The organism is Streptomyces sp. NPDC055506, assembly GCF_053643595.1.
Map to the genome: position 1 here is coordinate 71,450 of NZ_JBSHKH010000013.1, position 22,506 is coordinate 93,955.

General features: G+C 69.7%; 17 protein-coding genes and 1 tRNA gene. 11 read left to right on the top strand and 7 right to left on the bottom strand.

Annotation, left to right across the window (positions count from 1 at the left end; genetic code table 11):
- The first annotated feature begins 26 nt into the window (after window positions 1-26).
- A complete protein-coding gene (locus tag ACWIF2_RS08065) occupies window positions 27-884 on the top strand; it encodes a DUF4184 family protein (protein WP_454359275.1) in 858 nt (285 codons plus the stop codon).
- Here the strand turns inward: ACWIF2_RS08065 and ACWIF2_RS08070 are convergent.
- Entirely contained in the window at window positions 802-1,260 is a 459-nt protein-coding gene (locus ACWIF2_RS08070; protein WP_454359277.1) for a hypothetical protein, read from the bottom strand. The two genes, ACWIF2_RS08065 and ACWIF2_RS08070, sit on opposite strands and share 83 nt — an antisense overlap.
- 264 nt (window positions 1,261-1,524) lie before the next feature.
- Window positions 1,525-4,251 (bottom strand): DNA polymerase I, encoded by a 2,727-nt coding sequence (polA, locus tag ACWIF2_RS08075; protein WP_454359278.1) that lies wholly within the window; start codon window positions 4,249-4,251, stop codon window positions 1,525-1,527.
- A gap of 185 nt (window positions 4,252-4,436) precedes the next feature.
- On the opposite strand from polA, the gene ACWIF2_RS08080 reads away from it, so the two are divergent.
- From ACWIF2_RS08080 to ACWIF2_RS08110, 7 genes are all read left to right on the top strand, one after another.
- A complete protein-coding gene (locus ACWIF2_RS08080) occupies window positions 4,437-6,719 on the top strand; it encodes an FdhF/YdeP family oxidoreductase (protein WP_454359279.1) in 2,283 nt (760 codons plus the stop codon).
- 57 nt (window positions 6,720-6,776) lie between these two features.
- The gene (locus ACWIF2_RS08085) at window positions 6,777-7,265 is read left to right on the top strand and encodes a PaaI family thioesterase (RefSeq protein WP_454359281.1); all 489 of its coding nucleotides are present in this window, start codon (window positions 6,777-6,779) and stop codon (window positions 7,263-7,265) included.
- A 581-nt stretch (window positions 7,266-7,846) separates the two neighbouring features.
- Window positions 7,847-9,073 carry a branched-chain amino acid ABC transporter substrate-binding protein gene (locus tag ACWIF2_RS08090; protein WP_454359299.1) on the top strand — a complete coding sequence of 409 codons (1,227 nt, stop codon included), beginning with the start codon at window positions 7,847-7,849 and terminating at the stop codon, window positions 9,071-9,073.
- A gap of 137 nt (window positions 9,074-9,210) precedes the next feature.
- Window positions 9,211-10,140, top strand: coding sequence for a branched-chain amino acid ABC transporter permease (locus ACWIF2_RS08095; RefSeq protein WP_382498929.1), 930 nt, complete (start codon window positions 9,211-9,213; stop codon window positions 10,138-10,140).
- 4 nt (window positions 10,141-10,144) lie between these two features.
- Window positions 10,145-11,959, top strand: a complete 1,815-nt coding sequence (locus ACWIF2_RS08100) for a branched-chain amino acid ABC transporter permease (RefSeq protein WP_454359282.1) — start codon at window positions 10,145-10,147, stop codon at window positions 11,957-11,959.
- A gap of 5 nt (window positions 11,960-11,964) precedes the next feature.
- Window positions 11,965-12,831: an ABC transporter ATP-binding protein gene (locus tag ACWIF2_RS08105; RefSeq protein WP_454359283.1), complete on the top strand. Its 867-nt coding sequence runs from the start codon at window positions 11,965-11,967 to the stop codon at window positions 12,829-12,831.
- Window positions 12,828-13,544 (top strand): ABC transporter ATP-binding protein, encoded by a 717-nt coding sequence (locus ACWIF2_RS08110; RefSeq protein WP_215122116.1) that lies wholly within the window; start codon window positions 12,828-12,830, stop codon window positions 13,542-13,544. The genes ACWIF2_RS08105 and ACWIF2_RS08110 overlap by 4 nt, the downstream gene beginning before the upstream one ends.
- Window positions 13,545-13,615: 71 nt before the next feature.
- Here the strand turns inward: ACWIF2_RS08110 and ACWIF2_RS08115 are convergent, their stop codons facing one another.
- On the bottom strand, window positions 13,616-14,272 hold the full coding sequence (locus ACWIF2_RS08115) for an ANTAR domain-containing response regulator (RefSeq protein WP_454359285.1): 657 nt from the start codon (window positions 14,270-14,272) through the stop codon (window positions 13,616-13,618).
- Between the two features lie 103 nt (window positions 14,273-14,375).
- On the opposite strand from ACWIF2_RS08115, the gene ACWIF2_RS08120 reads away from it, so the two are divergent.
- Window positions 14,376-14,450: transfer RNA gene (locus ACWIF2_RS08120), tRNA-Leu, on the top strand.
- A 105-nt stretch (window positions 14,451-14,555) separates the two neighbouring features.
- Window positions 14,556-15,311 carry a transcriptional regulator gene (locus tag ACWIF2_RS08125; protein ID WP_454359286.1) on the top strand — a complete coding sequence of 252 codons (756 nt, stop codon included), beginning with the start codon at window positions 14,556-14,558 and terminating at the stop codon, window positions 15,309-15,311.
- A 3-nt stretch (window positions 15,312-15,314) separates the two neighbouring features.
- Here ACWIF2_RS08125 and pyk read toward each other — a convergent pair whose 3' ends face one another.
- Window positions 15,315-16,736: a pyruvate kinase gene (gene pyk, locus ACWIF2_RS08130; protein WP_454359288.1), complete on the bottom strand. Its 1,422-nt coding sequence runs from the start codon at window positions 16,734-16,736 to the stop codon at window positions 15,315-15,317.
- 166 nt (window positions 16,737-16,902) lie between these two features.
- Window positions 16,903-17,619: an SIMPL domain-containing protein gene (locus ACWIF2_RS08135; protein WP_454359290.1), complete on the bottom strand. Its 717-nt coding sequence runs from the start codon at window positions 17,617-17,619 to the stop codon at window positions 16,903-16,905.
- 163 nt (window positions 17,620-17,782) lie between these two features.
- Between ACWIF2_RS08135 and ACWIF2_RS08140 the strand changes: the two genes are divergently transcribed.
- Complete coding sequence (locus tag ACWIF2_RS08140; RefSeq protein ID WP_454359292.1) at window positions 17,783-19,591, top strand: bifunctional metallophosphatase/5'-nucleotidase; 1,809 nt, start codon at window positions 17,783-17,785, stop codon at window positions 19,589-19,591.
- 15 nt (window positions 19,592-19,606) lie between these two features.
- Here the strand turns inward: ACWIF2_RS08140 and ACWIF2_RS08145 are convergent, their stop codons facing one another.
- Window positions 19,607-21,046 (bottom strand): lysine N(6)-hydroxylase/L-ornithine N(5)-oxygenase family protein, encoded by a 1,440-nt coding sequence (locus ACWIF2_RS08145; RefSeq protein WP_454359293.1) that lies wholly within the window; start codon window positions 21,044-21,046, stop codon window positions 19,607-19,609.
- Window positions 21,043-22,383 carry a pyridoxal phosphate-dependent decarboxylase family protein gene (locus tag ACWIF2_RS08150; protein ID WP_454359295.1) on the bottom strand — a complete coding sequence of 447 codons (1,341 nt, stop codon included), beginning with the start codon at window positions 22,381-22,383 and terminating at the stop codon, window positions 21,043-21,045. The genes ACWIF2_RS08145 and ACWIF2_RS08150 overlap by 4 nt, the downstream gene beginning before the upstream one ends.
- Window positions 22,384-22,506 lie beyond the last annotated feature (123 nt).

Below are 22,506 nucleotides of genomic sequence, written 5' to 3' on the forward strand. Positions count from 1 at the left end.
GGCAACGACCGTCACGAGGAGCAGAGTTGCCGTTCACGCTGAGCCACGCGGCAGCCGTACTGCCTGCCGTACGCACCGACGGGACGGGCCGGGGCCCGCTGGTGCCCGCCGTCCTCGTGGCGGGTTCCTTCGCGCCCGACATGACCTACTACGCGGCGAGTGTGCTGTCCGGGGCGATGGAGTTCGGTGACGTCACGCACGCGTTCCCGGGGGTGTTCACGGTCGATGTGCTCATCGCCTGGGCGCTGGTGGGGCTCTGGCTGCTGATGCGCGAGCCGCTGGTGGCGCTGCTGCCGCGGGCTCGGCAGGGGCGGGTGGCGGGCCTGGTGCGATGCGGGGCGCCACGCACGCGTGTGTCGCCCTCCCTGGTGGTGCGGTGGTACGTGTCGGCGGTGCTCGGCGCGCTGACACACGTCGTGTGGGACGCCTTCACGCACCTCGACCGGTGGGGGATGCGGCTGTTTCCGGTGCTGGGCCGTGAGGTGGCGGGCTCGCCGCTGTACTGGTACCTGCAGTACGGCGGTTCGGCGGTGGCCGCTGCGGTGATCGCCGTGTTCGTGGTGCGTGCGCTGCGACGGGCGCCGGTGCGTGAGCCGTTGGGGATCCCCGTGCTGGCGGCACGGGACCGCTGGGCGGCCGGTGCCGTGATCGGCGGCTTCGCGCTGCTGGGGGCGGTGCAGCGGGCGGCGCGGTGGTGGGCCTACTGGGGGTCGGCCGCGAAGCCGTGGGAGATCATTCCCACGGTGTGCTTCGGCGCGGGGGCGGGGCTCGTCCCGGCGCTGCTGCTGTACGCCGTGGTCGTCAGGGCGCGGCGCCCGGTTCCGGCCCCCGGCGGTCCTGGCCGTGCCGGCGATACGGAGCAGAGCCGTCCGGCCGCTCGCTGAGAGGCTCGGTGGTCGCGATGTACACCGTGATGGTGGTGTGCGCGGGGCGTGGCCGTGGGAGCAGGGTGAGGACGAGGCTCAGATAGCCGCGGGCCCGGTCGGCCCAGGCCCGGCGGGGGGTGGCTCTGCCGGTTTCACCGGGTGCCTCGGGACTGCCGGGCAGGTCGCCGGTCTCCGAGAGCGTAGTAGGCAGGCCGGCGGGGTCGGTGGGCCGACGTCCGAAGGCCAGGCGGTTACGGAAATCCGCCGTCGTCCGGCGCAGGGCCGTGGCGAGGGTCGCGGGGACGCGGAGCGTGCTTGCGTCGGCCGCGTGGACCCGGACCGGCGGAAGTGCCAGGCCTGGTGCCGTGCGGCCGAGGAGCGTGCGTATACCCATGCCCGCATCCTTGCGACGGTCAGGGGCGGGGGCGCCTTCACGGGGGCCACGCGAGTGATGGTTCTGGTGTGGGTGGGCCCGGGGGCGGCCGGGCCCGGTTGGGGCGGGTGCCCGGATGGGATCGGGGCCAGGGCCGATACGTCGGCGGAGGCGGGACGAAGCTGCGGCGGCTTTCTCCGGCGACCCACGAGCCCCGGCCCCGCAGCACCGCCCCGCCCCTGCTCCCTGCCCTGCCCAGCCCGGCCCGGCCCAAGCAGCGCGGCGCTAGTGCGCCGCCGACTCCCAGTCCGCTCCCGCGCCCACCGAGACGCCCAGCGGGACGCGGAGGTGAACCGCGTTCGCCATCTCGCGGCGGACGAGTTCCTCGGCTGCCGCACGCTCGCCCGGGGCGATCTCCAGCACGACTTCGTCGTGCACCTGGAGCAGCATCCGGGACTCCAGTCCGGCCTCCTTCAGCGCGCCGTCCACCTTGAGCATGGCGATCTTCACGATGTCGGCCGCCGTGCCCTGGATGGGCGCGTTGAGGGCCATCCGCTCCGCCGCCTCACGACGCTGGCGGTTGTCGCTGTTGAGGTCCGGGAGGTAGCGGCGGCGCCCGAACAGCGTCGCCGTGTAGCCCGTCGCCCGGGCCTCGTCGACCGCGCGGCGCAGATAGTCCCGTACGCCGCCGAACCGCTCGAAGTACGCGTCCATCAGGGCGCGGGCCTCCGCCGCCTCGATGTTCAGCTGCTGGGAGAGGCCGAAGGCGGACAGTCCGTAGGCCAGGCCGTACGACATGGCCTTGATCTTGCGGCGCATCTCGGCGTCCACCGCGGTCGGCTCGACCGCGAAGACCTGGGAGGCGGCCGTGGTGTGCAGGTCCTCGCCCGAGGTGAAGGCCTCGATCAGGCCCTCGTCCTCGGAGAGGTGGGCCATCACGCGCAGTTCGATCTGGCTGTAGTCGGCCGTCATCAGGGACTCGAAGCCCTCGCCGACGACGAAGCCGCGGCGGATGGCGCGGCCCTCGTCGGTGCGGACCGGGATGTTCTGCAGGTTCGGGTCCGTCGAGGACAGCCGGCCGGTGGCGGCGACCGTCTGGTTGAAGGTGGTGTGGATCCGGCCGTCCGCGGCGATCGTCTTGATCAGGCCCTCGACGGTGACGCGGAGCTTGGCCTGCTCGCGGTGGCGGAGCATGATCACCGGCAGCTCGTTGTCCGTCTGGCCCGCGAGCCAGGCGAGGGCGTCGGCGTCCGTGGTGTAGCCGGTCTTCGTGCGCTTCGTCTTGGGCAGGGCCAGCTCGCCGAAGAGGACCTCCTGGAGCTGCTTGGGCGAGCCCAGGTTGAACTCGTGCCCGGCCGCCGCGTGCGCCTCCTTCACCGCCTGCTGGACGGCGCCGGCGAACATCTGCTCCATGGCCTCCAGGTGGGCCCGGTCGGCCGCGATGCCGTGCCGCTCCATGCGGGCGAGCAGCGCGGAGGTGGGCAGCTCCATGTCGCGCAGGAGATCGGCGGCGCCGACCTCCTCCAGGCGGCCCTCGAAGGCCTGGCCCAGGTCGAGGACGGCGCGGGCCTGGATCATCAGGGCCTCGGCCTCGGCGCCCTCGTCCGCGCCGAAGGCGAGCTGGCCGTCGGCAGCGGCGGCGGGGGTCAGCTCGCGGTGCAGGTACTCCAGGGACAGCGCGTCCAGGTCGAAGGAGCGGCGGCCCGGCTTGACCAGGTAGGCGGCGAGCGCGGTGTCCATGCGCACGCCCTCGACGCTCCAGCCGTGCTCGGCGAAGACCCGCATGGCGCCCTTGGCGTTGTGGAAGGTCTTGGGCCGGTCGGCGTCGGCGAGCCAGGCCGCGAAGGCCCTCTCGTCGGCCTCGTCCAGCTGGGAGGGGTCGAACCAGGCGGCCGGTCCGCCGGGCGCGGCGAGCGCGACCTCGGCGACCGAGCCGGTGCCGAGCGCCCAGGTGTCGACCGTGGCGATGCCGAGGGGCTGGGTGGCGTGCTCGGTGAGCCAGCCGGTCAGCTCGCCGGTGCCGAGCACCGTGCCGTCCAGCTGCACGCCCTCCGTGCTGACCGGGGTGGTCTGGGCCTCCTCGGCGCCGGGGTCGACGGCGAAGAGCCGCTCGCGCAGCGAGGGGTTGCGGATCTCCAGGGTGTCCAGGACCACCGCGACGGCCGTGCGGTCGTAGGGGGCCCGCTCCAGGTCGGTGACGCCCTTGGGGAGCTCCACCCGGCGCTCCAGTTCGGTGAGCCGGCGGTTGAGCTTGACCGCCTCGAGGTGGTCGCGGAGGTTCTGGCCGGCCTTGCCCTTGACCTCCTCGACGCGCTCGACGAGGTCCGCGAAGGAGCCGAACTGGTTGATCCACTTCGCGGCGGTCTTCTCGCCGACGCCGGGGATGCCGGGGAGGTTGTCGGAGGGGTCACCGCGCAGGGCCGCGAAGTCGGGGTACTGCGCGGGCGTCAACCCGTACTTCTCGAATACCTTCTCCGGGGTGAAGCGGGTGAGCTCGGAGACGCCCTTGGTCGGGTACAGCACCGTGGTGTGCTCGCTGACCAGCTGGAAGGAGTCACGGTCGCCGGTGACGATCAGCACCTCGAAGCCCTCGGCCTCGGCCTGGGTGGCGAGGGTGGCGATCACATCGTCCGCCTCGAAGCCGTCCACGGCGAAGCGGGCGGCGCCCATCGCGTCGAGGAGCTCGCCGATCAGCTCGACCTGGCCCTTGAACTCGTCCGGGGTCTTGGAGCGGTTCGCCTTGTACTCCGTGAACTCCTGGGACCGCCAGGTCTTGCGGGAGACGTCGAAGGCGACCGCGAAGTGCGTGGGCTCCTCGTCGCGCAGCGTGTTGGCCAGCATCGACGCGAAACCGTAGATCGCGTTCGTCGGCTGGCCCGTCGCGGTGGTGAAGTTCTCCGCGGGCAGCGCGAAGAACGCGCGGTAGGCCAGCGAGTGCCCGTCCATGAGCATCAGTCGCGGGCGGCTGCCGCCGGAGGTCTTGTCGGTCGTCTTCGATGCTGTCTCTGCCACGCCCCCGATCCTGCCACGCCCCACTGACACTCGGCCCCGCCCCCGGCTCCGAGCCCCGCCCTCCGGCTCCGAGCCCGACCGCCGGCACCGGGTCGGGGCCTCGCTCCAACCCCGCCCCCACTCGGTGTCAGCATCCCGTGCGACGATCGGAGACCTGTCTCACAGCGCAGTAAGGGGAGCGTGCGATGGCCACGAAGCCGCCCAAGAGTGATCCGGTTCAGGACGCGCCGCAGGTCGCCGGGCCGAAGCACGCGGCAGCGGGCCTCCCCGCGATCGGGCACACGCTGCGCATGGCCCAGCAGCAGATGGGCGTGAAGCGCACCGCGCTGACGCTGCTGAGCGTGAACCAGAAGGACGGCTTCGACTGCCCGGGCTGCGCCTGGCCCGAGCCGGAGCACCGGCACAAGGCGGAGTTCTGCGAGAACGGCGCGAAGGCGGTCGCCGAGGAGGCCACGCTGCGCCGGGTCACGCCCGAGTTCTTCGCCGCACACCCGGTCGCCGATCTCTTCGGCCGCAGCGGCTACTGGCTGGGACAGCAGGGGCGCCTCACCCATCCCATGTACCTGCCCGAAGGGGGCACGCACTACGAGCCGGTCAGCTGGGAGCGCGCCTTCGGCATCATCGCCGAGGAGGTCACCGCCCTCGCCTCCCCCGACGAGGCCGTCTTCTACACCTCCGGGCGCACCAGCAACGAGGCCGCGTTCCTCTATCAGCTGTTCGCCCGCGAGCTCGGCACGAACAACCTCCCCGACTGCTCGAACATGTGCCACGAGTCGTCCGGCTCGGCCCTTTCGGAGACGATCGGCATCGGCAAGGGCAGCGTCCTGCTGGAGGACCTGTACAAGGCCGACCTGATCATCGTCGCGGGACAGAACCCGGGCACCAACCACCCGCGCATGCTGTCCGCGCTGGAGAAGGCCAAGACCAACGGCGCGAAGATCATCAGCGTCAACCCGCTGCCCGAGGCGGGCCTGGAGCGCTTCAAGAACCCGCAGACCCCGCAGGGCATGCTCAAGGGCGCCTCCCTCACCGACCTGTTCCTGCAGATCCGCATCGGCGGCGACCAGGCCCTCTTCCGCCTCCTCAACAAGCTGATCCTCGAGAGGGAGGGCGCAGTCGACGAGGCGTTCGTCCGGGACCACACCCATGGCTACGAGGAGTTCGCCGAGGCCGCCCGCGCCGCCGACTGGGACGAGACGCTCGCGGCCACCGGGCTGACCCGCAAGGAGATCGAGGACGCCCTGCGCATGGTCCTCGCCTCCGAGCGCACCATCGTGTGCTGGGCGATGGGCCTCACCCAGCACAAGCACTCGGTCCCCACGATCAGGGAAGTGGTCAACTTCCTCCTCCTGCGCGGCAACATCGGCCGCCCGGGCGCGGGCGTCTGCCCGGTGCGCGGCCATTCGAACGTGCAGGGCGACCGCACGATGGGCATCTTCGAGCGCCCCGCCCCGGCGTTCCTGGACGCCCTGGAGAAGGAGTTCGGCTTCGCGCCGCCGCGCGAGCACGGCTACGACGTCGTACGCGCCATCCGCGCCCTGCGCGACGGCGAGGCGAAGGTCTTCTTCGCCATGGGCGGCAACTTCGTCTCGGCGTCCCCCGACACGGAGGTCACCGAGGCGGCGATGCGGCGGGCCCGGCTGACCGTGCACGTGTCGACGAAGCTGAACCGCTCGCATGTGATCACGGGCGCGCGTGCCCTGATCCTCCCGACGCTCGGCCGTACCGAACGCGACCTCCAGGGCAGCGGCGAGCAGTTCGTGACGGTCGAGGACTCGATGGGCATGGTGCACGCCTCCCGGGGCCGGCTGGAGCCGGCGAGCGCGCACCTGCTGTCCGAGCCGGCCATCGTCTGCCGGCTGGCCCGCGGTGTGCTGGGCGAGAACAGCTCCACGCCCTGGGAGGAGTTCGAGAAGGACTACGCGACGATCCGGGACCGGATCGCGCGCGTCATCCCCGGCTTCCAGGACTTCAACGCGCGCGTGACGGGATCGGCCGGCGGCTTCGCACTCCCCCACGCACCGCGTGACGAGCGCCGCTTCCCCACCGCCACCGGCAAGGCCAACTTCACCGCCGCGCCCGTGGAGTTCCCGGAGCTGCCCGAGGGCCGCCTGCTGCTCCAGACGCTGCGCTCGCACGACCAGTACAACACCACGATCTACGGCCTCGACGACCGCTACCGGGGCATCAGGAACGGCCGCCGGGTGGTGCTGGTCAACCCCGAGGACGCGCGGAAGCTGAGGCTGGCGGACGGCTCCTACGTCGACCTGGTCAGCGAGTGGAAGGACGGTGTGGAGCGCCGGGCGCCGGGCTTCCGGGTCGTGCACTATCCGACGGCCCGGGGCTGCGCCGCCGCGTACTACCCGGAGACCAACGTGCTGGTACCGCTGGACGCCACCGCGGACACCAGCAACACCCCGGCCAGCAAGTCCGTCGTGGTGCGTCTGGAACAATCGGCCACCGACTGAGCGTTTGCTCAGTCACGGAGGCAGCCGCAGTGACCAGGACGAACGGAGCCCGGCCCCATGGGTGAGCAGCAGCATGTGAAGTTCCCGCAAGAGGTCATCGACGAGTACGCCGCGCTCGGCGTGGACCTCCTGGCCCTGTTCTCCGCGGGCCACCTCGGGACGCGGATGGGCGTCCAGATCCTCGAGGCGTCGGCGGACCGGGTGGTCGGGACGATGCCGGTGGAGGGCAACACCCAGCCCTACGGACTGCTGCACGGCGGGGCCTCCGCGGTACTGGCCGAGACGCTCGGCTCGGTCGGGTCCATGCTGCACGGCGGCAGCTCCAAGATCGCCGTGGGCGTCGACCTGAACTGCACCCACCACCGCGGGGCACGCTCGGGCCTCGTCACCGGCGTGGCCACACCCGTGCACCGGGGACGCTCGACCGCCACCTATGAAATCGTCATCACGGACGAAAACAACAAAAGGGTGTGTACCGCCCGACTCACCTGCATGCTGCGCGACGTGAATCCGGGCGACGAGGCACTGATCCGCGCCGCACGCTGATCCGGCCGTACGACACGATTCGGCTCGACGCCGCCGCGAGGGAACACCCACGCGGCGGCGTCCGCGCGCAGACACACAACCGGACCCTTCAACTCCCCCGTCGAAACAGGCGGGTTCCGGTTCGCCCGCGGCAGCACCCTGGAATTAACTGTTTCCAATTGTTCGGAACTCTCCCTGGACACGGGTCGCCGCTTTCTTGACGTAACGCTCCGTAACGCGCGCGCAATACAACACCGCGACCCCCTCTTCGACCCCGCCCACCCCCGGAACCCTGCCGATGCCGCCCACGCCACGCCGACCGCACGATCTCGGCCATGGCCAACCGGAAGTGCGGGTTCTCAGAATGCGGACTTCGGAGAAAGTCGGCCAAACCCGCCGAGAGGGTCCGCTGCCGAGACCGGGCATCCACGACGTCATAACAAGAAAGTCACAAGCGAGCCCGCGCCGCTGACCCTGCCCTGACCCCGGGCTTAGAGTCACGGCCAGTCACCGCTCCATCGGGAGTTCGGTACCAGCGCGGCACTACCCCCCGACCAAGGGCGGGCCTGCCTGTGAAAGGACTGATCGTGCGACAGCGTTCCTTGGTGATTCTTACCTCCGTTCTGACGACCGGAGCTCTGACTCTCACCGCCTGCGGGTCCCGAGACGACAGCGGCGACAAGAGCGGAGACAGCGGCGGCACCACGCTGACCATCGGCGTCGACGCCCCCCTGTCCGGTGAGAACTCCACCACCGGCCTCGGCATCCAGTACGGCGCCCAGATTGCCGTCGACGACGCCAACAAGAACAACTGGGTCCCGGGCGTGAAGTTCAAGCTCAAGGCCCTGGACGACAAGGCGCAGCCCGCCACCGGCCAGTCCAACGCCACCAGCATCGTCGGCGACAAGACCGCCGTCGGCGCCGTCGGCCCGCTGAACTCCGGCGTCGCCCAGACGATGCAGCAGGTGTTCGCCTCGGCCAACATGGTCCAGATCTCCCCGGCCAACACCAACCCCGAGCTGACCCAGGGCAAGAACTGGCAGACGGACAAGAAGCGTCCCTACAAGACGTACTTCCGCACCGCCACCACCGACGAACTGCAGGGCAGCTTCGCCGCCGGCTACGCGTACAACGGCCTCAAGAAGAAGAAGGCCTTCGTCGTCGACGACAAGCAGACCTACGGCGCCGGCCTCGCGAAGATCTTCGCCGAGCAGTACAAGAAGATGGGCGGCAAGGTCGTCGCCACAGACCACGTCAACACCGGTGACAAGGACTTCGGCTCGCTCGCCACGAAGATCAAGAACTCCGGTGCCGACCTGGTCTACTACGGCGGCCAGTACGACGAGTCCGCGCTGATCACCAAGCAGCTCAAGGACACCGGCGCCAAGATCCCGCTGTTCGGCGGCGACGGCATGTTCGCCTCCACCTACATCGAGGCCGCCGGCAAGTCCTCCGAGGGCGACCTCGCGACCGCCATCGGTGTCCCCGCCGACACCCTGCCCGCCGCCAAGCAGTTCATCCAGACGTACAAGGACAAGGGGTACAAGGGCGACTACGGCGCCTACGGCGCCTACGCCTACGACGCCACCACCGCCATCATCAAGGCCGTCAAGGCCGCGGCCGACGCCAACGGCGGCAAGGTGCCCACCGACATCAACGACCTCCGCTCCAAGGTCGTCGACGGTGTCCAGAAGTCCGACTTCGAAGGCCTCACCGGCAAGATCTCCTTCGACGAGTACGGCGACACCACCAACAAGCAGCTGACGGTCTACCAGGTCGAGAAGGGTGCCTGGAAGGACGTGGAGACCGGCACCGCCGACCTGAAGTAGTCGGCCCGCCACAACGCCGCACCACGGGCCGCGCGGAAGGAAGACCCCGACCGCGCGGCCCGTTTCCACACCCCCCACAGCACACGACCACGCACACATCCAGTGCACACGACCACCAGCGACATGGAGGCCATGCGGTGAACACCCTGCCGCAGCAGCTGGCCAACGGGCTGCTTCTCGGCTCGATGTACGGGCTGATCGCCATCGGCTACACGATGGTGTACGGCATCGTCCAGCTCATCAACTTCGCGCACGGCGAGATCTTCATGACCGGGGCGTTCGGCGCCCTCACGGTCTACTTCTACATCCTGCCCGACGGCACCTCGATGGCCCTCGCCGTACCGCTCATGCTCCTCGGCGGCGCCCTCGTGGCCATCCTCATAGCCGTCGGAGCGGAACGGTTCGCCTACCGGCCACTGCGCGGAGCACCACGCCTGGCACCGCTCATCACCGCCATCGGCCTCTCCCTGGCCCTCCAGGAAGTCGTCCGCAACTTCTACCCCGGCGCCGACCGCGCCCGCGCCTTCCCCGGGCTCGACGCCACCCACGACATCGGCTCCATCACCATCAAGGACGCCGACATCTTCCTGATCCTGGCCGCCGTCGTCTGTATGGCCGCCCTCGCGATCTTCGTGCGCCGCAGCCGCACCGGCCGCGCCATGCAGGCCACCGCGCAGGACCCCGACACCGCGCAGCTCATGGGCATCGACACCAACCGCATCATCGTCATCGCCTTCGCCATCGGCGGTTTCTTCGCCGCCGTCGCGGCCGTCGCCTACGGACTCAAGTACGGCAACGTCGACTACCGCATGGGCTTCCTGATGGGCCTGAAGGCCTTCACCGCGGCCGTCCTCGGCGGAATCGGCAACATCTACGGCGCCATGCTCGGCGGCGTCGTCCTCGGCATCGCCGAAACCCTCGCCTCGGCCTACATCGACGAGATCCCCGGCATGCAGCAGCTGGGCGGTCAGAGCTGGGCCAACGTCTGGGCCTTCTGCCTCCTCATCCTCGTGCTCCTGTTCCGGCCACAGGGCCTGCTCGGCGAGCGCGTCGCGGACAGGGCGTGACGACATGACCGAGACGACCAAGACCCCCACCCCGGACGCCGTCCCCACCCCGACGCCCGCTCTGCGCGGTCTCATCCCGCTGCCCACCACGGCCGCCCGCGCCCTGCTCCTCGCCGGCGGCATCGCCACCACCGCCTCCGCGTACCTCGCCTGGACCTGGACCGACGAGTTCCCCGGCGACCTCACCATCAACGGCTACCCCGGCGGCCTGCAGTGGCTCACCTTCACCGCCGGCATCCTCACCGCCCTGTTCGCCCTCGCCTCCTACGGCATCCGCGGACTCGGCTGGCTGCTGCCCGCCCGTAACAACGCACCGCTCGTCCTCACCGCCCTCGGCGGCTTCGCCGTCACCTGGTTCACCGTCATCGCCATCAGCGCCAAACTCGGCGGCGTCGTCAACCTCGAACCCGGCGGCTGGATCGCGGCCATCGCCTCCCTGCTGCCCGTCCTCGGCGCCTTCGCCCTCCCCCAGGAGAAGACCGGCGCCGACGGCACCAAGGCGGCCCTCAAGGCCTACATCGCCAAGCCCGACCGCATCCCCGCCCCCCAGGCCACCGCGCCCTGGGTCCAGCGGGCCGTCATCACGGTCGTCACGATCATCGGCCTCGGTGTCTTCACCTACGGCATCGACACCGAGTACGGCGAACTCTTCATCGGCTACCTCTTCGTGGTCACCTTCGCCATGTGGGCCGTGCACACCGCCGGCCTCATGGACCGGTTCTCCCACCTGGTCGCCGGCAACCGCAGCTTCACCCTCGCCATGGGCTTCGCGGCCGCCATCGCCTTCCCCTTCACCCAGACCGACGACCACTACGCCAACATCGGCGTCAACATCCTGATCTTCGGGACGGTCGCCCTCGGCCTGAACATCGTCGTCGGCCTCGCCGGCCTCCTCGACCTCGGATACGTCGCCTTCCTCGGCGTCGGCGCCTACACCGCCGCCCTGGTCTCCGGCTCCGAGTTCTCCACCATCTCCGGCGTCCACCTGCCGTTCTGGGCCTCCGCCCTGGCCGGCGCCGCCGCCTCCCTGGTCTTCGGCGTCCTCATCGGCGCCCCGACCCTGCGCCTGCGCGGCGACTACCTCGCCATCGTCACCCTCGGCTTCGGTGAGATCTTCCGCATCGCCGTCAACAACATGGACGGCGACTCCGGACCCGACGTCACCAACGGGCCCAACGGCATCCCCTCCATCCCGGACCTGAACCTCTTCGGGTTCAACTTCGGCCAAGCGCACGACATCGGCGGATTCACCCTCGGCCGCTTCGCCAACTACTACCTGCTGATGGTGCTGATCATGGCCATCGTGGTCCTCGTCTACACGCGCGCCGCGGACTCCCGCATCGGCCGCTCCTGGATCGCCATCCGCGAGGACGAGACCGCCGCCACCGCCATGGGCATCAACGGCTTCCGCGTCAAGCTCATCGCCTTCGCCCTCGGCGCCGCCCTGGCCGGCCTCGCCGGCACCGTCAGCGCCCACGTCACCTACAGCGTGGTTCCCACGCCGTACCAGTTCGCCGGCTCCACCCCGCCCAACTCCGCGTTCCTCCTGGCCGCGGTCGTCCTCGGCGGCATGGGCACCGTCGCCGGTCCCCTGCTCGGCGCGGCCCTGCTCTACCTGCTGCCCGAGAAGCTGGTGTTCCTCCAGGACAAGTCGCTCCTCGCCTTCGGTGTCGCGCTCATCCTGCTCATGCGCTTCCGCCCCGAAGGCATCATCGCCAACCGCCGGCGCCAGCTCGAATTCCACGAGACCGGCCAACTCGACGTACCGAAACAGACCACGCTGACCGACGAACCGGCCGTCACCAAGGCGGGGGCGTAAGAATCATGACCACACCTGTACTCGAAGCACGCGACGTCACGATGCGCTTCGGCGGCCTCACCGCCGTCCGCTCCGTCGACTTCACGGTCAACGCCGGCGAGATCGTCGGACTCATCGGCCCCAACGGCGCCGGCAAGACCACCTTCTTCAACTGCCTGACCGGCCTCTACGTCCCCACCGAGGGCACCGTCTCCTACAAGGGCACCGTCCTGCCGCCCAAGCCCCACCTGGTCACCCAGGCCGGCATCGCCCGCACCTTCCAGAACATCCGCCTGTTCGCCAACATGACGGTCCTGGAAAACGTCCTCGTCGGCCGCCACACGCGGACCAAGGAAGGACTCTGGTCCGCCCTGCTGCGCGGCCCCGGCTTCAAGAAGGCCGAACGCGCCAGCGAGGAACGAGCCATGGAACTCCTCGAGTTCATCGGCCTCGCCCACAAGCGCGACCACCTGGCGCGCAACCTCCCCTACGGCGAGCAGCGCAAGCTGGAGATCGCGCGAGCGATGGCAAGCGAGCCCGGTCTGCTGCTCCTGGACGAGCCGACCGCCGGCATGAACCCCCAGGAGACCCGGGCGACCGAGGAACTGGTCTTCGCCATCCGCGACAAGGGCATCGCCGTCCTCCTCATCGAGCACGACATGCGCTTCGTCTTCAACCTGAGCGACCGCGTCGCCGTCCTCGTCCAGGGCGAGAAGCTCGTCGAGGGCACCTCCGAAGTCGTCCAGGCCGACGAACGCGTCATCGCCGCCTACCTCGGCGAACCCTTCGAAGGCGACCCCGGCGAAGCCGAAGCCGCTGAGGTCGAAGCCGCCGAAGCCGCCGCGGAAGCAGCACCCAGCACCACCAGCAGCACCAAGGGAGAAGCCAAGTGACCGCACTCCTCGAGGTCGAAGACCTCCGGGTCTCCTACGGCAAGATCGAAGCCGTCAAAGGCATCTCCTTCAGCGTCGAAGCCGGCCAGGTCGTCACCCTCATCGGCACCAACGGCGCCGGCAAGACGACCACCCTGCGCACACTGTCGGGCCTGCTGCGGCCGACGTCCGGGAAGGTCCTCTTCGACGGCAAGCCGCTGAGCGGAGTCCCCGCCCACAAGATCGTCGCCCTCGGCCTCGCCCACTCCCCCGAAGGCCGGCACATCTTCCCGCGCCTCACCATCGCGGAGAACCTCCAGCTCGGAGCGTTCCTCCGCAAGGACAAGGAAGGCATCGAAAAGGACATCCAGCGCGCCTACGACCTCTTCCCCATCCTGGGCGAACGCCGCAAGCAGGCGGCGGGAACCCTGTCGGGCGGCGAGCAGCAGATGCTCGCCATGGGCCGCGCCCTGATGTCCCAGCCGAAGCTGCTCATGCTCGACGAGCCCTCCATGGGCCTCTCCCCGATCATGATGCAGAAGATCATGGCGACGATCTCCGAGCTCAAGTCCCAGGGCACGACGATCCTCCTCGTCGAGCAGAACGCCCAGGCAGCGCTCTCCCTGGCCGACCACGGCCATGTCATGGAGGTCGGCAACATCGTCCTCTCCGGCACGGGGCAGGACCTGCTGCACGACGAGTCCGTCCGCAAGGCGTACCTCGGCGAGGACTGACGAAGGCTGGACACGATGAGGCCCGCGACCCCAGGAGGGGAGCGGGCCTCATTCGTTTCGGGTGACCGTGATCAGCCCTTGTTGGACTTCTTCTCCTCGGCGTCCTCGATGACCGCCTCCGCGACCTGCTGCATCGACATGCGCCGGTCCATCGACGTCTTCTGGATCCACCGGAACGCGTTCGGCTCCGTCAGCCCGTACTCCGTCTGCAGGATCGACTTCGCCCGGTCCACCAGCTTGCGCGTCTCCAGCCGCAGCGTGAGGTCCGCGACCTCCTTCTCCAGCTCCTTCAGCTCCGTGAAGCGCGAGACGGCCATCTCGATCGCCGGCACGACGTCGGTCTTGCTGAACGGCTTCACCAGGTAGGCCATCGCACCGGCGTCCCGGGCCCGCTCGACGAGGTCGCGCTGCGAGAAGGCGGTCAGCATCAGCACCGGCGCGATGCTCTCCTCGGCGATCTTCTCGGCCGCGGAGATACCGTCCAGCTTCGGCATCTTCACATCGAGAATCACGAGGTCGGGCCGGTGCTCACGGGCCAGCTCGACGGCCTGCTCCCCGTCCCCGGCCTCGCCGACGACGGTGTACCCCTCCTCCTCCAGCATCTCTTTGAGATCGAGCCGGATCAGGGCCTCGTCCTCGGCGATGACGACACGGGTCGTCAGCGGAGGCACGTGCGACTTGTCGTCATCGGGCACGTCAACAGGCTGGGGCGACTCGGGGGCGCTCACGTGGGCTCCTTGGTACGGGGCAGACCGGTACTGCTCCCAAGAGCGTACCTAGCTGCGGTATGGTGGTCAGGCAGTGGGTCGAGGTCATCCTTCGATTCCCTGGGCCCCGGTAGCCCAATTGGCAGCAGGCAATGGATTCAAAACCCATACAGTGTCGGTTCGAGTCCGACCCGGGGCACTTTTCCTTCTTTTCCAAGGTCACCATTACAAGCGGATGTCCACGTTCTCGTGAACATCCGCTTTTTGCTGCGTGTCGCGGTGGCCGCACTCCCACAGTGGCCCCATGTACGACCTCAGTACACGCAAGCGAGCACTCGCGCTGGTGGCCCAGGGCCGCAGTCTGAACTCGGTGAGCCGCGAAACGGGCATCTCACGGGCCGCGATCCGTTCCTGGCAGGACCGCGTCGAGCCACTCCCCCGACTGGCGCCTCCCGACGCCGGGCCCCCTACCGACGAGTGCGCGTACGCCTACTTACTGGGCCTCTATCTCGGCGATGGCTGCATCAGCGGCCATCCTCGCACCGGCCACTACCTGAGGATCGCGTGCGCGAACTCATGGCCTGGACTGATCGACGCGTGCGAGATGGCGATGCGTGCAATCAACCCAACCGGGTGCGCCTACCGCACTCAAGCGCGGGGATATGTCTCGGTCGTCAGCTACAGCAGGCACTGGCCGCACCTGTTCCCGCAGCACGGCCCCGGCAAGAAACACGAACGCCGCATCGCACTCGAACCTTGGCAGCAAGCCATCGTCGACGCCCACCCCTGGGAGTTCATCCGCGGTCTCATCCACTCCGACGGCTGCCGGATCACCAACTGGACGACCCGTATCGTCGCAGGTGAGCGCAAGCGCTACGAATACCCGCGCTACCTCTTCTCCAACAAGTCCGACGACATCCGGAGGCTCTTCACGGACGCCCTCGACACCGTGGGCGTCGAGTGGAGCACGCTGGCCCGCGGGAGCGATCCCTTCAACATCTCCGTCGCCCGCAAAGCCTCCGTAGCCCTCATGGACGCCCACGTCGGGGCCAAGTACTGAGGGCTACTCGGCGATGTGGTGGACGCGGACCAGGTTGGTCGAGCCGGAGACGCCGGGAGGGGAGCCCGCCGTGATGACCACCGTGTCGCCAGGGCGGCAGCGGCCGTACTTGAGGAGGAGTTCGTCGACCTGGTCGACCATCGCGTCCGTGGAGTCCACGCACGGGCCGAGGAACGTCTCCACGCCCCACGTCAGGCTGAGCTGGGAGCGCGTCGCCTGGTCAGGAGTGAAGGCCAGCAATGGAATGGGCGAGCGGTAGCGGGAGAGGCGGCGGGCCGTGTCGCCGGACTGGGTGAAGGCGACCAGGAACTTCGCGCCGAGGAAGTCGCCCATTTCGGCTGCCGCCCGGGCCACCGCTCCGCCCTGGGTGCGGGGCTTGTTGCGTTCGGTGAGGGGCGGGAGGCCTTTCGCCAGGATGTCCTCCTCCGCCGCTTCGACGATGCGGGCCATCGTGCGGACCGTTTCGACGGGGTGCTTGCCGACGCTCGTCTCGCCGGACAGCATCACCGCGTCGGTGCCGTCGATGACGGCGTTGGCGACGTCCGATGCCTCCGCACGCGTCGGTCGGGCGTTGTCGATCATCGAGTCGAGCATCTGGGTGGCGACGATGACGGGTTTGGCGTTGCGCTTCGAGAGTTTGATCGCGCGCTTCTGGACGATAGGGACCTGTTCCAGCGGCATTTCGACGCCGAGGTCTCCGCGCGCGACCATGATGCCGTCGAATGCGGCGACGATTTCCTCGATGTTCTCGACGGCCTGGGGTTTTTCGACCTTGGCGATGACGGGGAGGCGGCGGCCTTCCTCGTCCATGATGCGGTGGACGTCCTGGATGTCGCGGCCGCTGCGGACGAAGGAGAGGGCGATGACGTCGGCGCCGGTGCGCAGGGCCCAGCGCAGGTCGTCCTCGTCCTTCTTGGAGAGGGCGGGGACGGAGACGGCGACGCCGGGGAGGTTGAGGCCCTTGTGGTCGGAGATCACGCCCCCTTCGAGGACCTTCGTGTGGACGCGGGGGCCGTCGATCTCGGTGACTTCGAGGCAGACCTTGCCGTCGTCGACGAGGATGCGTTCGCCGGGGGTGACGTCGGCGGCGAGGCCGGCGTAGGTGGTGCCGCAGATGTGGCCGTCGCCTTCGACGCCTTCTTCTACGGTGATGGTGAAGGTGTCGCCGCGTTCAAGGAGTACGGGGCCTTCGGTGAAGCGGCCGAGCCGGATTTTCGGGCCTTGAAGGTCGGCGAGGACGCCGACGCTGCGGCCGGTCTCGTCGGCGGCCTTCCGTACCCGGTGGTAGCGCTCCTCGTGCTCGGCGTGGCCGCCGTGGCTGAGGTTGAATCGGGCGACGTCCATTCCGGCGTCGACCAGGCTTTTGATCTGGTCGTACGAGTCGGTGGCGGGCCCCAGTGTGCAGACGATCTTTGCTCGGCGCATAAGGGTGAGCCTATGAGTTACCGGCTGGTAGAGAATTGGTCGCGGGTGACTGCTCAACACACTTTGCATGAAGCGTTATGGACAAGTGTTGAATTGTGCGGCGGGGTGCTCCTATGAGCGTTGGGAATCTCGGTCGCACCTTCGAATTGGCCCCTCGGAAATCCGGTTACAGCCGCGGCGGCACCATCGTGAAGCGGGCGTTGATCTGGGCGTGCACCCGTTGGCGTTGGGGTTCGAGGTCCAGGGGTGCCGCCGCGGTGTCCTCGGCGCCGGCGTAGGCCGCGGAGCGCATGCGGCCGGGGGCCTGGGGGTAGGGCGGCGTGGTGTTCTCCGCGCCGATGTCGGCGAGTTCGACCAGGGCGGAGAGGGTGGTGTCGAGGGCCTCGGCGTACTCGCGGGCCCGCTGGACGGCTTCCCGTACGGCCTTCTTCCTGGCCTCGCGGTGGGCGGGCGAGTCGGGGCGCAGGGCCCACCAGGGGCCGTCGACGCGGGTGAGTTCGAGGTCGGCGAGTCGGGTGGTGAGTTCGCCGAGGGCGGTGAAGTCGGTGAGTTCGGCGGTGACGTGGACGCGGCCGTGGTAGGTGCGGATGCGTTCGCCGCGCCCGTGCTTGGTGAGTTCGGGCGTGATGGAGAAGGCGCCGGTCTCCAGGCGTTCGACGGCGTCGCCGTAGGACTTGACCAGGTCGAGGACGCCTGTGTTGCGGCGGGTGAGGTCGTCGAGGGCGGAGCGGCGGTCGCGGCCCCGGGCGGCGACGGTGATGCCGATGCGGGCGATCTCCGGGTCGACTTCGAGGCGGGCCTCGCCGCGGACGGCGATGCGGGGAGCGTCGGGTGTTCCGTAGGGGACGGCGGGCTGGGAAGCGTCTCCGGTGGGCGCGGTCATACGCCCCACTCTGTCATGTCTTGGCTGGCCGGAGGCGTGGAGTGGGTGTGCTGAGTCATCTAATCGCAACCTGCCGGGGCTGTTGCGGCCGGTCATGAACGGGTCAGAATCTACGCGCGTTATCTACGCGCGTCGTTCACAGATTCCGCAAGGGGAGCCAGACATGCCGTTGAACCGCCGGAAGTTCCTGGGGAAGTCCGCCGTGACCGGGGCGGGGGTGGCGCTGGCCGGTGCGGTCACGGCGCCGGGTGCTCAGGCGGCCGAGGGGCGGGGTGAGACGAAGCGGGGCGTGAAGCGCTACGCGTTCACCGTGATGGGGACGACGGACCTGCACGGCAATGTCTTCAACTGGGACTACTTCACGGACAAGGAGTTCGACGACAAGGACCACAACGACATCGGTCTGGCGAAGATCTCCACCCTGGTGAACCGGATCCGCGAGGAGAAGGGCCGCCGCAACACGCTGCTCATCGACGCGGGCGACACGATCCAGGGCACGCAGCTGTCGTACTACTACGCCAAGGTCGACCCGATCACCGCCAAGGGCGGCCCGGTGCACCCGATGGCGCAGGCCATGAACGCCATGGACTACGACGCGGCCGCGCTCGGCAACCACGAGTTCAACTACGGTATTCCGGTGCTGCGGAAGTTCGAGCAGCAGTGCCGTTTCCCGCTGCTGGGCGCGAACGCGCTCGACGCCAAGACGCTGCGGCCGGCCTTCGCGCCGTACAGCATGCACCGGCTGCGCACGCCGTTCGGGCGGGATGTGAAGGTGGCGGTGCTGGGTCTGACCAATCCGGGGATCGCGATCTGGGACAAGGCGAACGTGCAGGGCAAGATGACGTTCCCGGGTCTGGAGGAGCAGGCGGCGAAGTGGGTGCCGAAGCTGCGCTCGATGGGCGCGGACGTCGTCATCGTCTCGGCGCACAGCGGTTCGTCGGGGACGTCGTCCTACGGTGACCAGCTGCCGTACATCGAGAACGCGGCGGGTCTGGTGGCGGAGCAGGTGCCGGGGATCGACGCGATCCTGGTCGGGCACGCGCACACGGAGATCCCCGAGTACTTCGTCACCAACAAGAAGACCGGCAAGCAGGTCGTGCTGTCCGAGCCGCTGAAGTGGGGGCAGCGGCTGACGCTGTTCGACTTCGAGCTGGTCTGGGCGAAGGGCTGCTGGAAGGTCGAGAAGGTGGGCGCGAAGGTCCTGAACTCCAACACGGTTGAGGAGGACCGGAAGATCGTCCGGCTGCTGTCGGACGAGCACGAGAAGGTCGTGGCGTACGTCAACCAGGTCATCGGCACGAACGCGGCGGAGATGACGTCGGCCGAGGCGCCGTACAAGGACGTGCCGATCATCGACCTGATCAACCACATCCAGGCGGACACGGTGAAGCAGGCGCTGGCGGGCACGGAGCACGCCTCGCTGCCGGTGCTGTCGCAGGCGGCGTGCTTCTCGCGCAGTGCCCGGATCCCGGCGGGCGAGGTGACGATCCGGGACGTGGCGGGTCTGTACGTCTTCGAGAACACGCTGGAGGCGCGTCTGATGACGGGTGCGCAGATGAAGGCGTATCTGGAGTTCTCGGCGAACTACTTCACGCAGACGGCGCCGGACGCGCAGGTGGATCCGGCGAAGCTGACGAACGCGAACGGCACGCCGGACTACAACTACGACGTGGTGAGCGGTCTTGCCTATGAGATCGACATCGCCAAGCCGGCCGGTTCGCGGGTGACGAACGTGCGGTTCGAGGGGCAGCCGCTCGCGGACGACGCGAAGTTCGTGTTCGCGGTGAACAACTACCGGGCCAACGGCGGCGGGAACTTCCCGCATGTCGCCGCCTCGCAGCTGCTGTGGTCGAACTCGGACGAGATCCGCAACACCATGATCGCCTGGGTGAAGGCGAAGGGGTCCGTCGACCCGGCCGAGTTCGCTGCGGTGAACTGGAAGCTCACGCGGAACGGCACGCCCGTCTTCTGAGCGCCTTGAGCCTCATCACCTTCGGTCCACCAGCGGGGTCAGCGCCGGTGCCTCCCGGGCCGGCGGGACCTGCTGCCGCTGGGTGAGGCCGAAGGTGGTGAAGGCGGTGCGGCGCGGCAGGGCGTACGCCTCCCTGCCCGTCAGGGAGTTGAGGATGATCGCGCTGCGCCAGGCGGCGAGGCCGAGGTCCGGGGCGCCGACGCCGTGGGTGTGGGTCTCGGCGTTCTGGACGTACGCCGTGCCGGTGACGGACGGGTCGAGGACGAGGCGGTACTCCTCGTCGACGCGCGGGCGTTCCCGGCTGTCCCGGCGCAGGTAGGGGTCGAGGCCGGCGAGGACGCGGTCGAGGGGGCGTTCGTGGTAGCCGGTGGCGAGGACGACGGCGTCGGTGGTGAGCCGGGAGCGGCTGTCCTGCGTGTTGTGCTCCAGGTGCAGTTCCACCTTGGTCGTTGCGACACGGCCCGCGGTGCGGACGTGGACGCCGGGGGTGAGGACCGCGTCGGGCCAGCCGCCGTGCAGGGTGCGGCGGTAGAGCTCGTCGTGGATGGCGGCGACGGTGGCTGCGTCGATGCCCTTGTGCAGCTGCCACTGGCCGGTGATGAGCCGGTCGCGGGCGGACTCGGGCAGGGCGTGGAAGTAGCGGGTGTGGTCGGGGGTGAAGTGCTCCAGGCCGAGCTTGGAGTACTCCATGGGCGCGAAGGACTCCGTGCGGCCCAGCCAGTGGAGCTTCTCCCGGCCGGGCGGCCTGTTCCGTAGCAGGTCGAGGAAGATCTCGGCGCCGGACTGTCCGATGCCCACGACCGTGACGTGCTCGGCGGCGAGGAGGGTGGCGCGGTGGTCGAGGTAGTCGGCGGCGTGCACGACCGGGACGCCGGGCGCTTGGGCGAGGGGCTTGAGGGGTTCGGGGACGTGCGGTTCGGTGCCGATGCCGAGGACGATGTTGCGGGCGTAGGTGCGGCCGAGGGCCTCGGCTTCTCCGTCGGCGTCGAGCTGGGTGAAGTCGACCTCGAAGATGTCGCGTTCGGGATTCCAGCGGACGGCGTCGACCTGGTGGCCGAAGTGGAGGTCCGGGAGGCTCTCGCCGACCCAGCGGCAGTAGGCGTCGTACTCGGCGCGCTGGATGTGGAAGCGCTCGGCGAAGTAGAAGGGGAAGAGCCGCTCACGGGATCTGAGGTAGTTGAGGAAGGTCCAGGGGCTGGTGGGGTCGGCGAGGCTCACCAGGTCGGCGAGGAACGGGACCTGGATGGTCGCGCCCTCGATGAGCAGGCCGGAGTGCCAGCCGAAGGCGGGGCGCTGGTCGTAGAAGACGGTGTCGAGTTCGCCGAGCGGGTGGGCGAGGGCGGCGAGGGAGAGGTTGGCGGGGCCGATGCCGATGCCGACGAGGTCGCGGGGTGCGTCGGGCTCGTGGTGCCGGTGGGGCGTCGGGGCGTGGTCGGGGGTGGGCGCGGGGTTCATCGGGGGGTGTGTCCTTCCACGAGGGTGGCGCGGCGTGCTGCCACGAGGTGCAGCAGGGCGGCCAGGTCGTCGGGCCCGGTGGCGGGGTTGAGGAGGGTGGCCTTGAGCCAGAGCCGGCCGTCGAGACGGGTCCGGCCGAGGACGGCGCGGCCGTCGGTGAGGAGTGCGCGGCGTACGGCGGCCACATCGGCGTCGGTGGCGCCCGCGGGCCGGAACAGCACCGTGCTGATGGCGGGCGGGGCGTGGAGTGTGAAGCCGGGGTGGTCGTGGACGAGGGCGGCGAACTCCCGGGCCCGGGCGCAGACCTGGTCGACGAGTGTGCCGAGGCCGTCGCGGCCGAGGGTCTTGAGGGTGACGGCGAGTTTGAGGACGTCGGGGCGGCGGGTGGTGCGCAGGGACCGGCCGAGCAGGTCCGGCAGGCCGGCCTCGGTGTCGTCGGCGGCGTTGAGGTAGTCGGCGCGCTGCCGCAGGGCGGTGAGGTCGCGGTGGTCCTTGACGGCGAGGAGGCCTGCGGCGATGGGCTGCCAGCCGAGTTTGTGCAGGTCGAGGGTGACGGTGTGGGCGGCGTCGAGCCCGGTGAGCGCGGCGCGGTGCCGCGGGCTGAACAGGAGGCCTCCGCCGTATGCGGCGTCGATGTGCAGCCGGGCGCCGTGGGCCGCGCAGCGGGCGGCGATCTCGGGCAGCGGGTCGATGAGACCGGCGCCGGTGGTGCCCGCGGTGGCGGCGACGAGCAGCGGGCCGGGCAGGCGGGTGAGGGTCTCGTCGAGTGCGGCGGGGTCGAGTGCCCCGGCCGGGGCGGGCAGTACGACGGGTTCGGGCAGCCCGAGCAGCCAGGCGGCCCGCGCGAGGGAGTGATGGGCGTTGTCCCCGCAGACCAGCCGCACGGCCCCGCCGCACGCCTCCCGCGCGAGGAGCAGGGCGAGCTGGTTGGACTCGGTGCCGCCGGTGGTGACGAGGGAGTCGGGGTTCGCGCCGCGCGGGTAGATCTCCGTGGCCAGCACTCCCGCCACCAGCGTCTCCAGCTCCGATGCCGCCGGGGCCTGGTCCCAGGAGTCCAGGGACGGGTTGAGGGCGGAGGCCGCGAGGTCGGCTGCCGCGGCGGCGGCGAGGGGTGGGCAGTGGAGGTGGGCCGCGCACAGGGGGTGGGCCGGGTCGGCGGCGCCTTCGGTGAAGGCATGGACCAGGGTGCGTAGGGCATGTGGGTCGCCCTGGTCGGGGAGGACGTCCCCCACCGCCTCCCGCAGACGCGCGGCGACCGCGTCCGGCCCGCCCGCCGGCAGCGGCCCGCCTCTCGCCCGGGTGCCGGTGTCCAGCGCTTGGAGCACGGTGTCGAGCAACGGCCGCAGGGCGTGTGTGCCTTCGGGACCTGAGGCGAGGGGCGGCGTGCTCTTGGGCGTCCTCCGGGGAGCGGGGCGACGCGCCCGTGAAGCCCAACGACCGGACCCGGGTGGAGGTACCTC

Coding starts and splice junctions, on each gene's coding strand:
- ACWIF2_RS08080 (WP_454359279.1), top strand. CDS start 4,437: ATGGCCACGAAGCCGCCCAAGAGTGATCCGGTTCAGGACGCGCCGCAG.
- ACWIF2_RS08085 (WP_454359281.1), top strand. CDS start 6,777: ATGGGTGAGCAGCAGCATGTGAAGTTCCCGCAAGAGGTCATCGACGAG.
- ACWIF2_RS08100 (WP_454359282.1), top strand. CDS start 10,145: ATGACCGAGACGACCAAGACCCCCACCCCGGACGCCGTCCCCACCCCG.
- ACWIF2_RS08125 (WP_454359286.1), top strand. CDS start 14,556: ATGTACGACCTCAGTACACGCAAGCGAGCACTCGCGCTGGTGGCCCAG.
- ACWIF2_RS08145 (WP_454359293.1), bottom strand. CDS start 21,046: ATGAACCCCGCGCCCACCCCCGACCACGCCCCGACGCCCCACCGGCAC.
- ACWIF2_RS08135 (WP_454359290.1), bottom strand. CDS start 17,619: ATGACCGCGCCCACCGGAGACGCTTCCCAGCCCGCCGTCCCCTACGGA.
- ACWIF2_RS08140 (WP_454359292.1), top strand. CDS start 17,783: ATGCCGTTGAACCGCCGGAAGTTCCTGGGGAAGTCCGCCGTGACCGGG.
- ACWIF2_RS08105 (WP_454359283.1), top strand. CDS start 11,965: ATGACCACACCTGTACTCGAAGCACGCGACGTCACGATGCGCTTCGGC.
- ACWIF2_RS08070 (WP_454359277.1), bottom strand. CDS start 1,260: ATGGGTATACGCACGCTCCTCGGCCGCACGGCACCAGGCCTGGCACTT.
- pyk (WP_454359288.1), bottom strand. CDS start 16,736: ATGCGCCGAGCAAAGATCGTCTGCACACTGGGGCCCGCCACCGACTCG.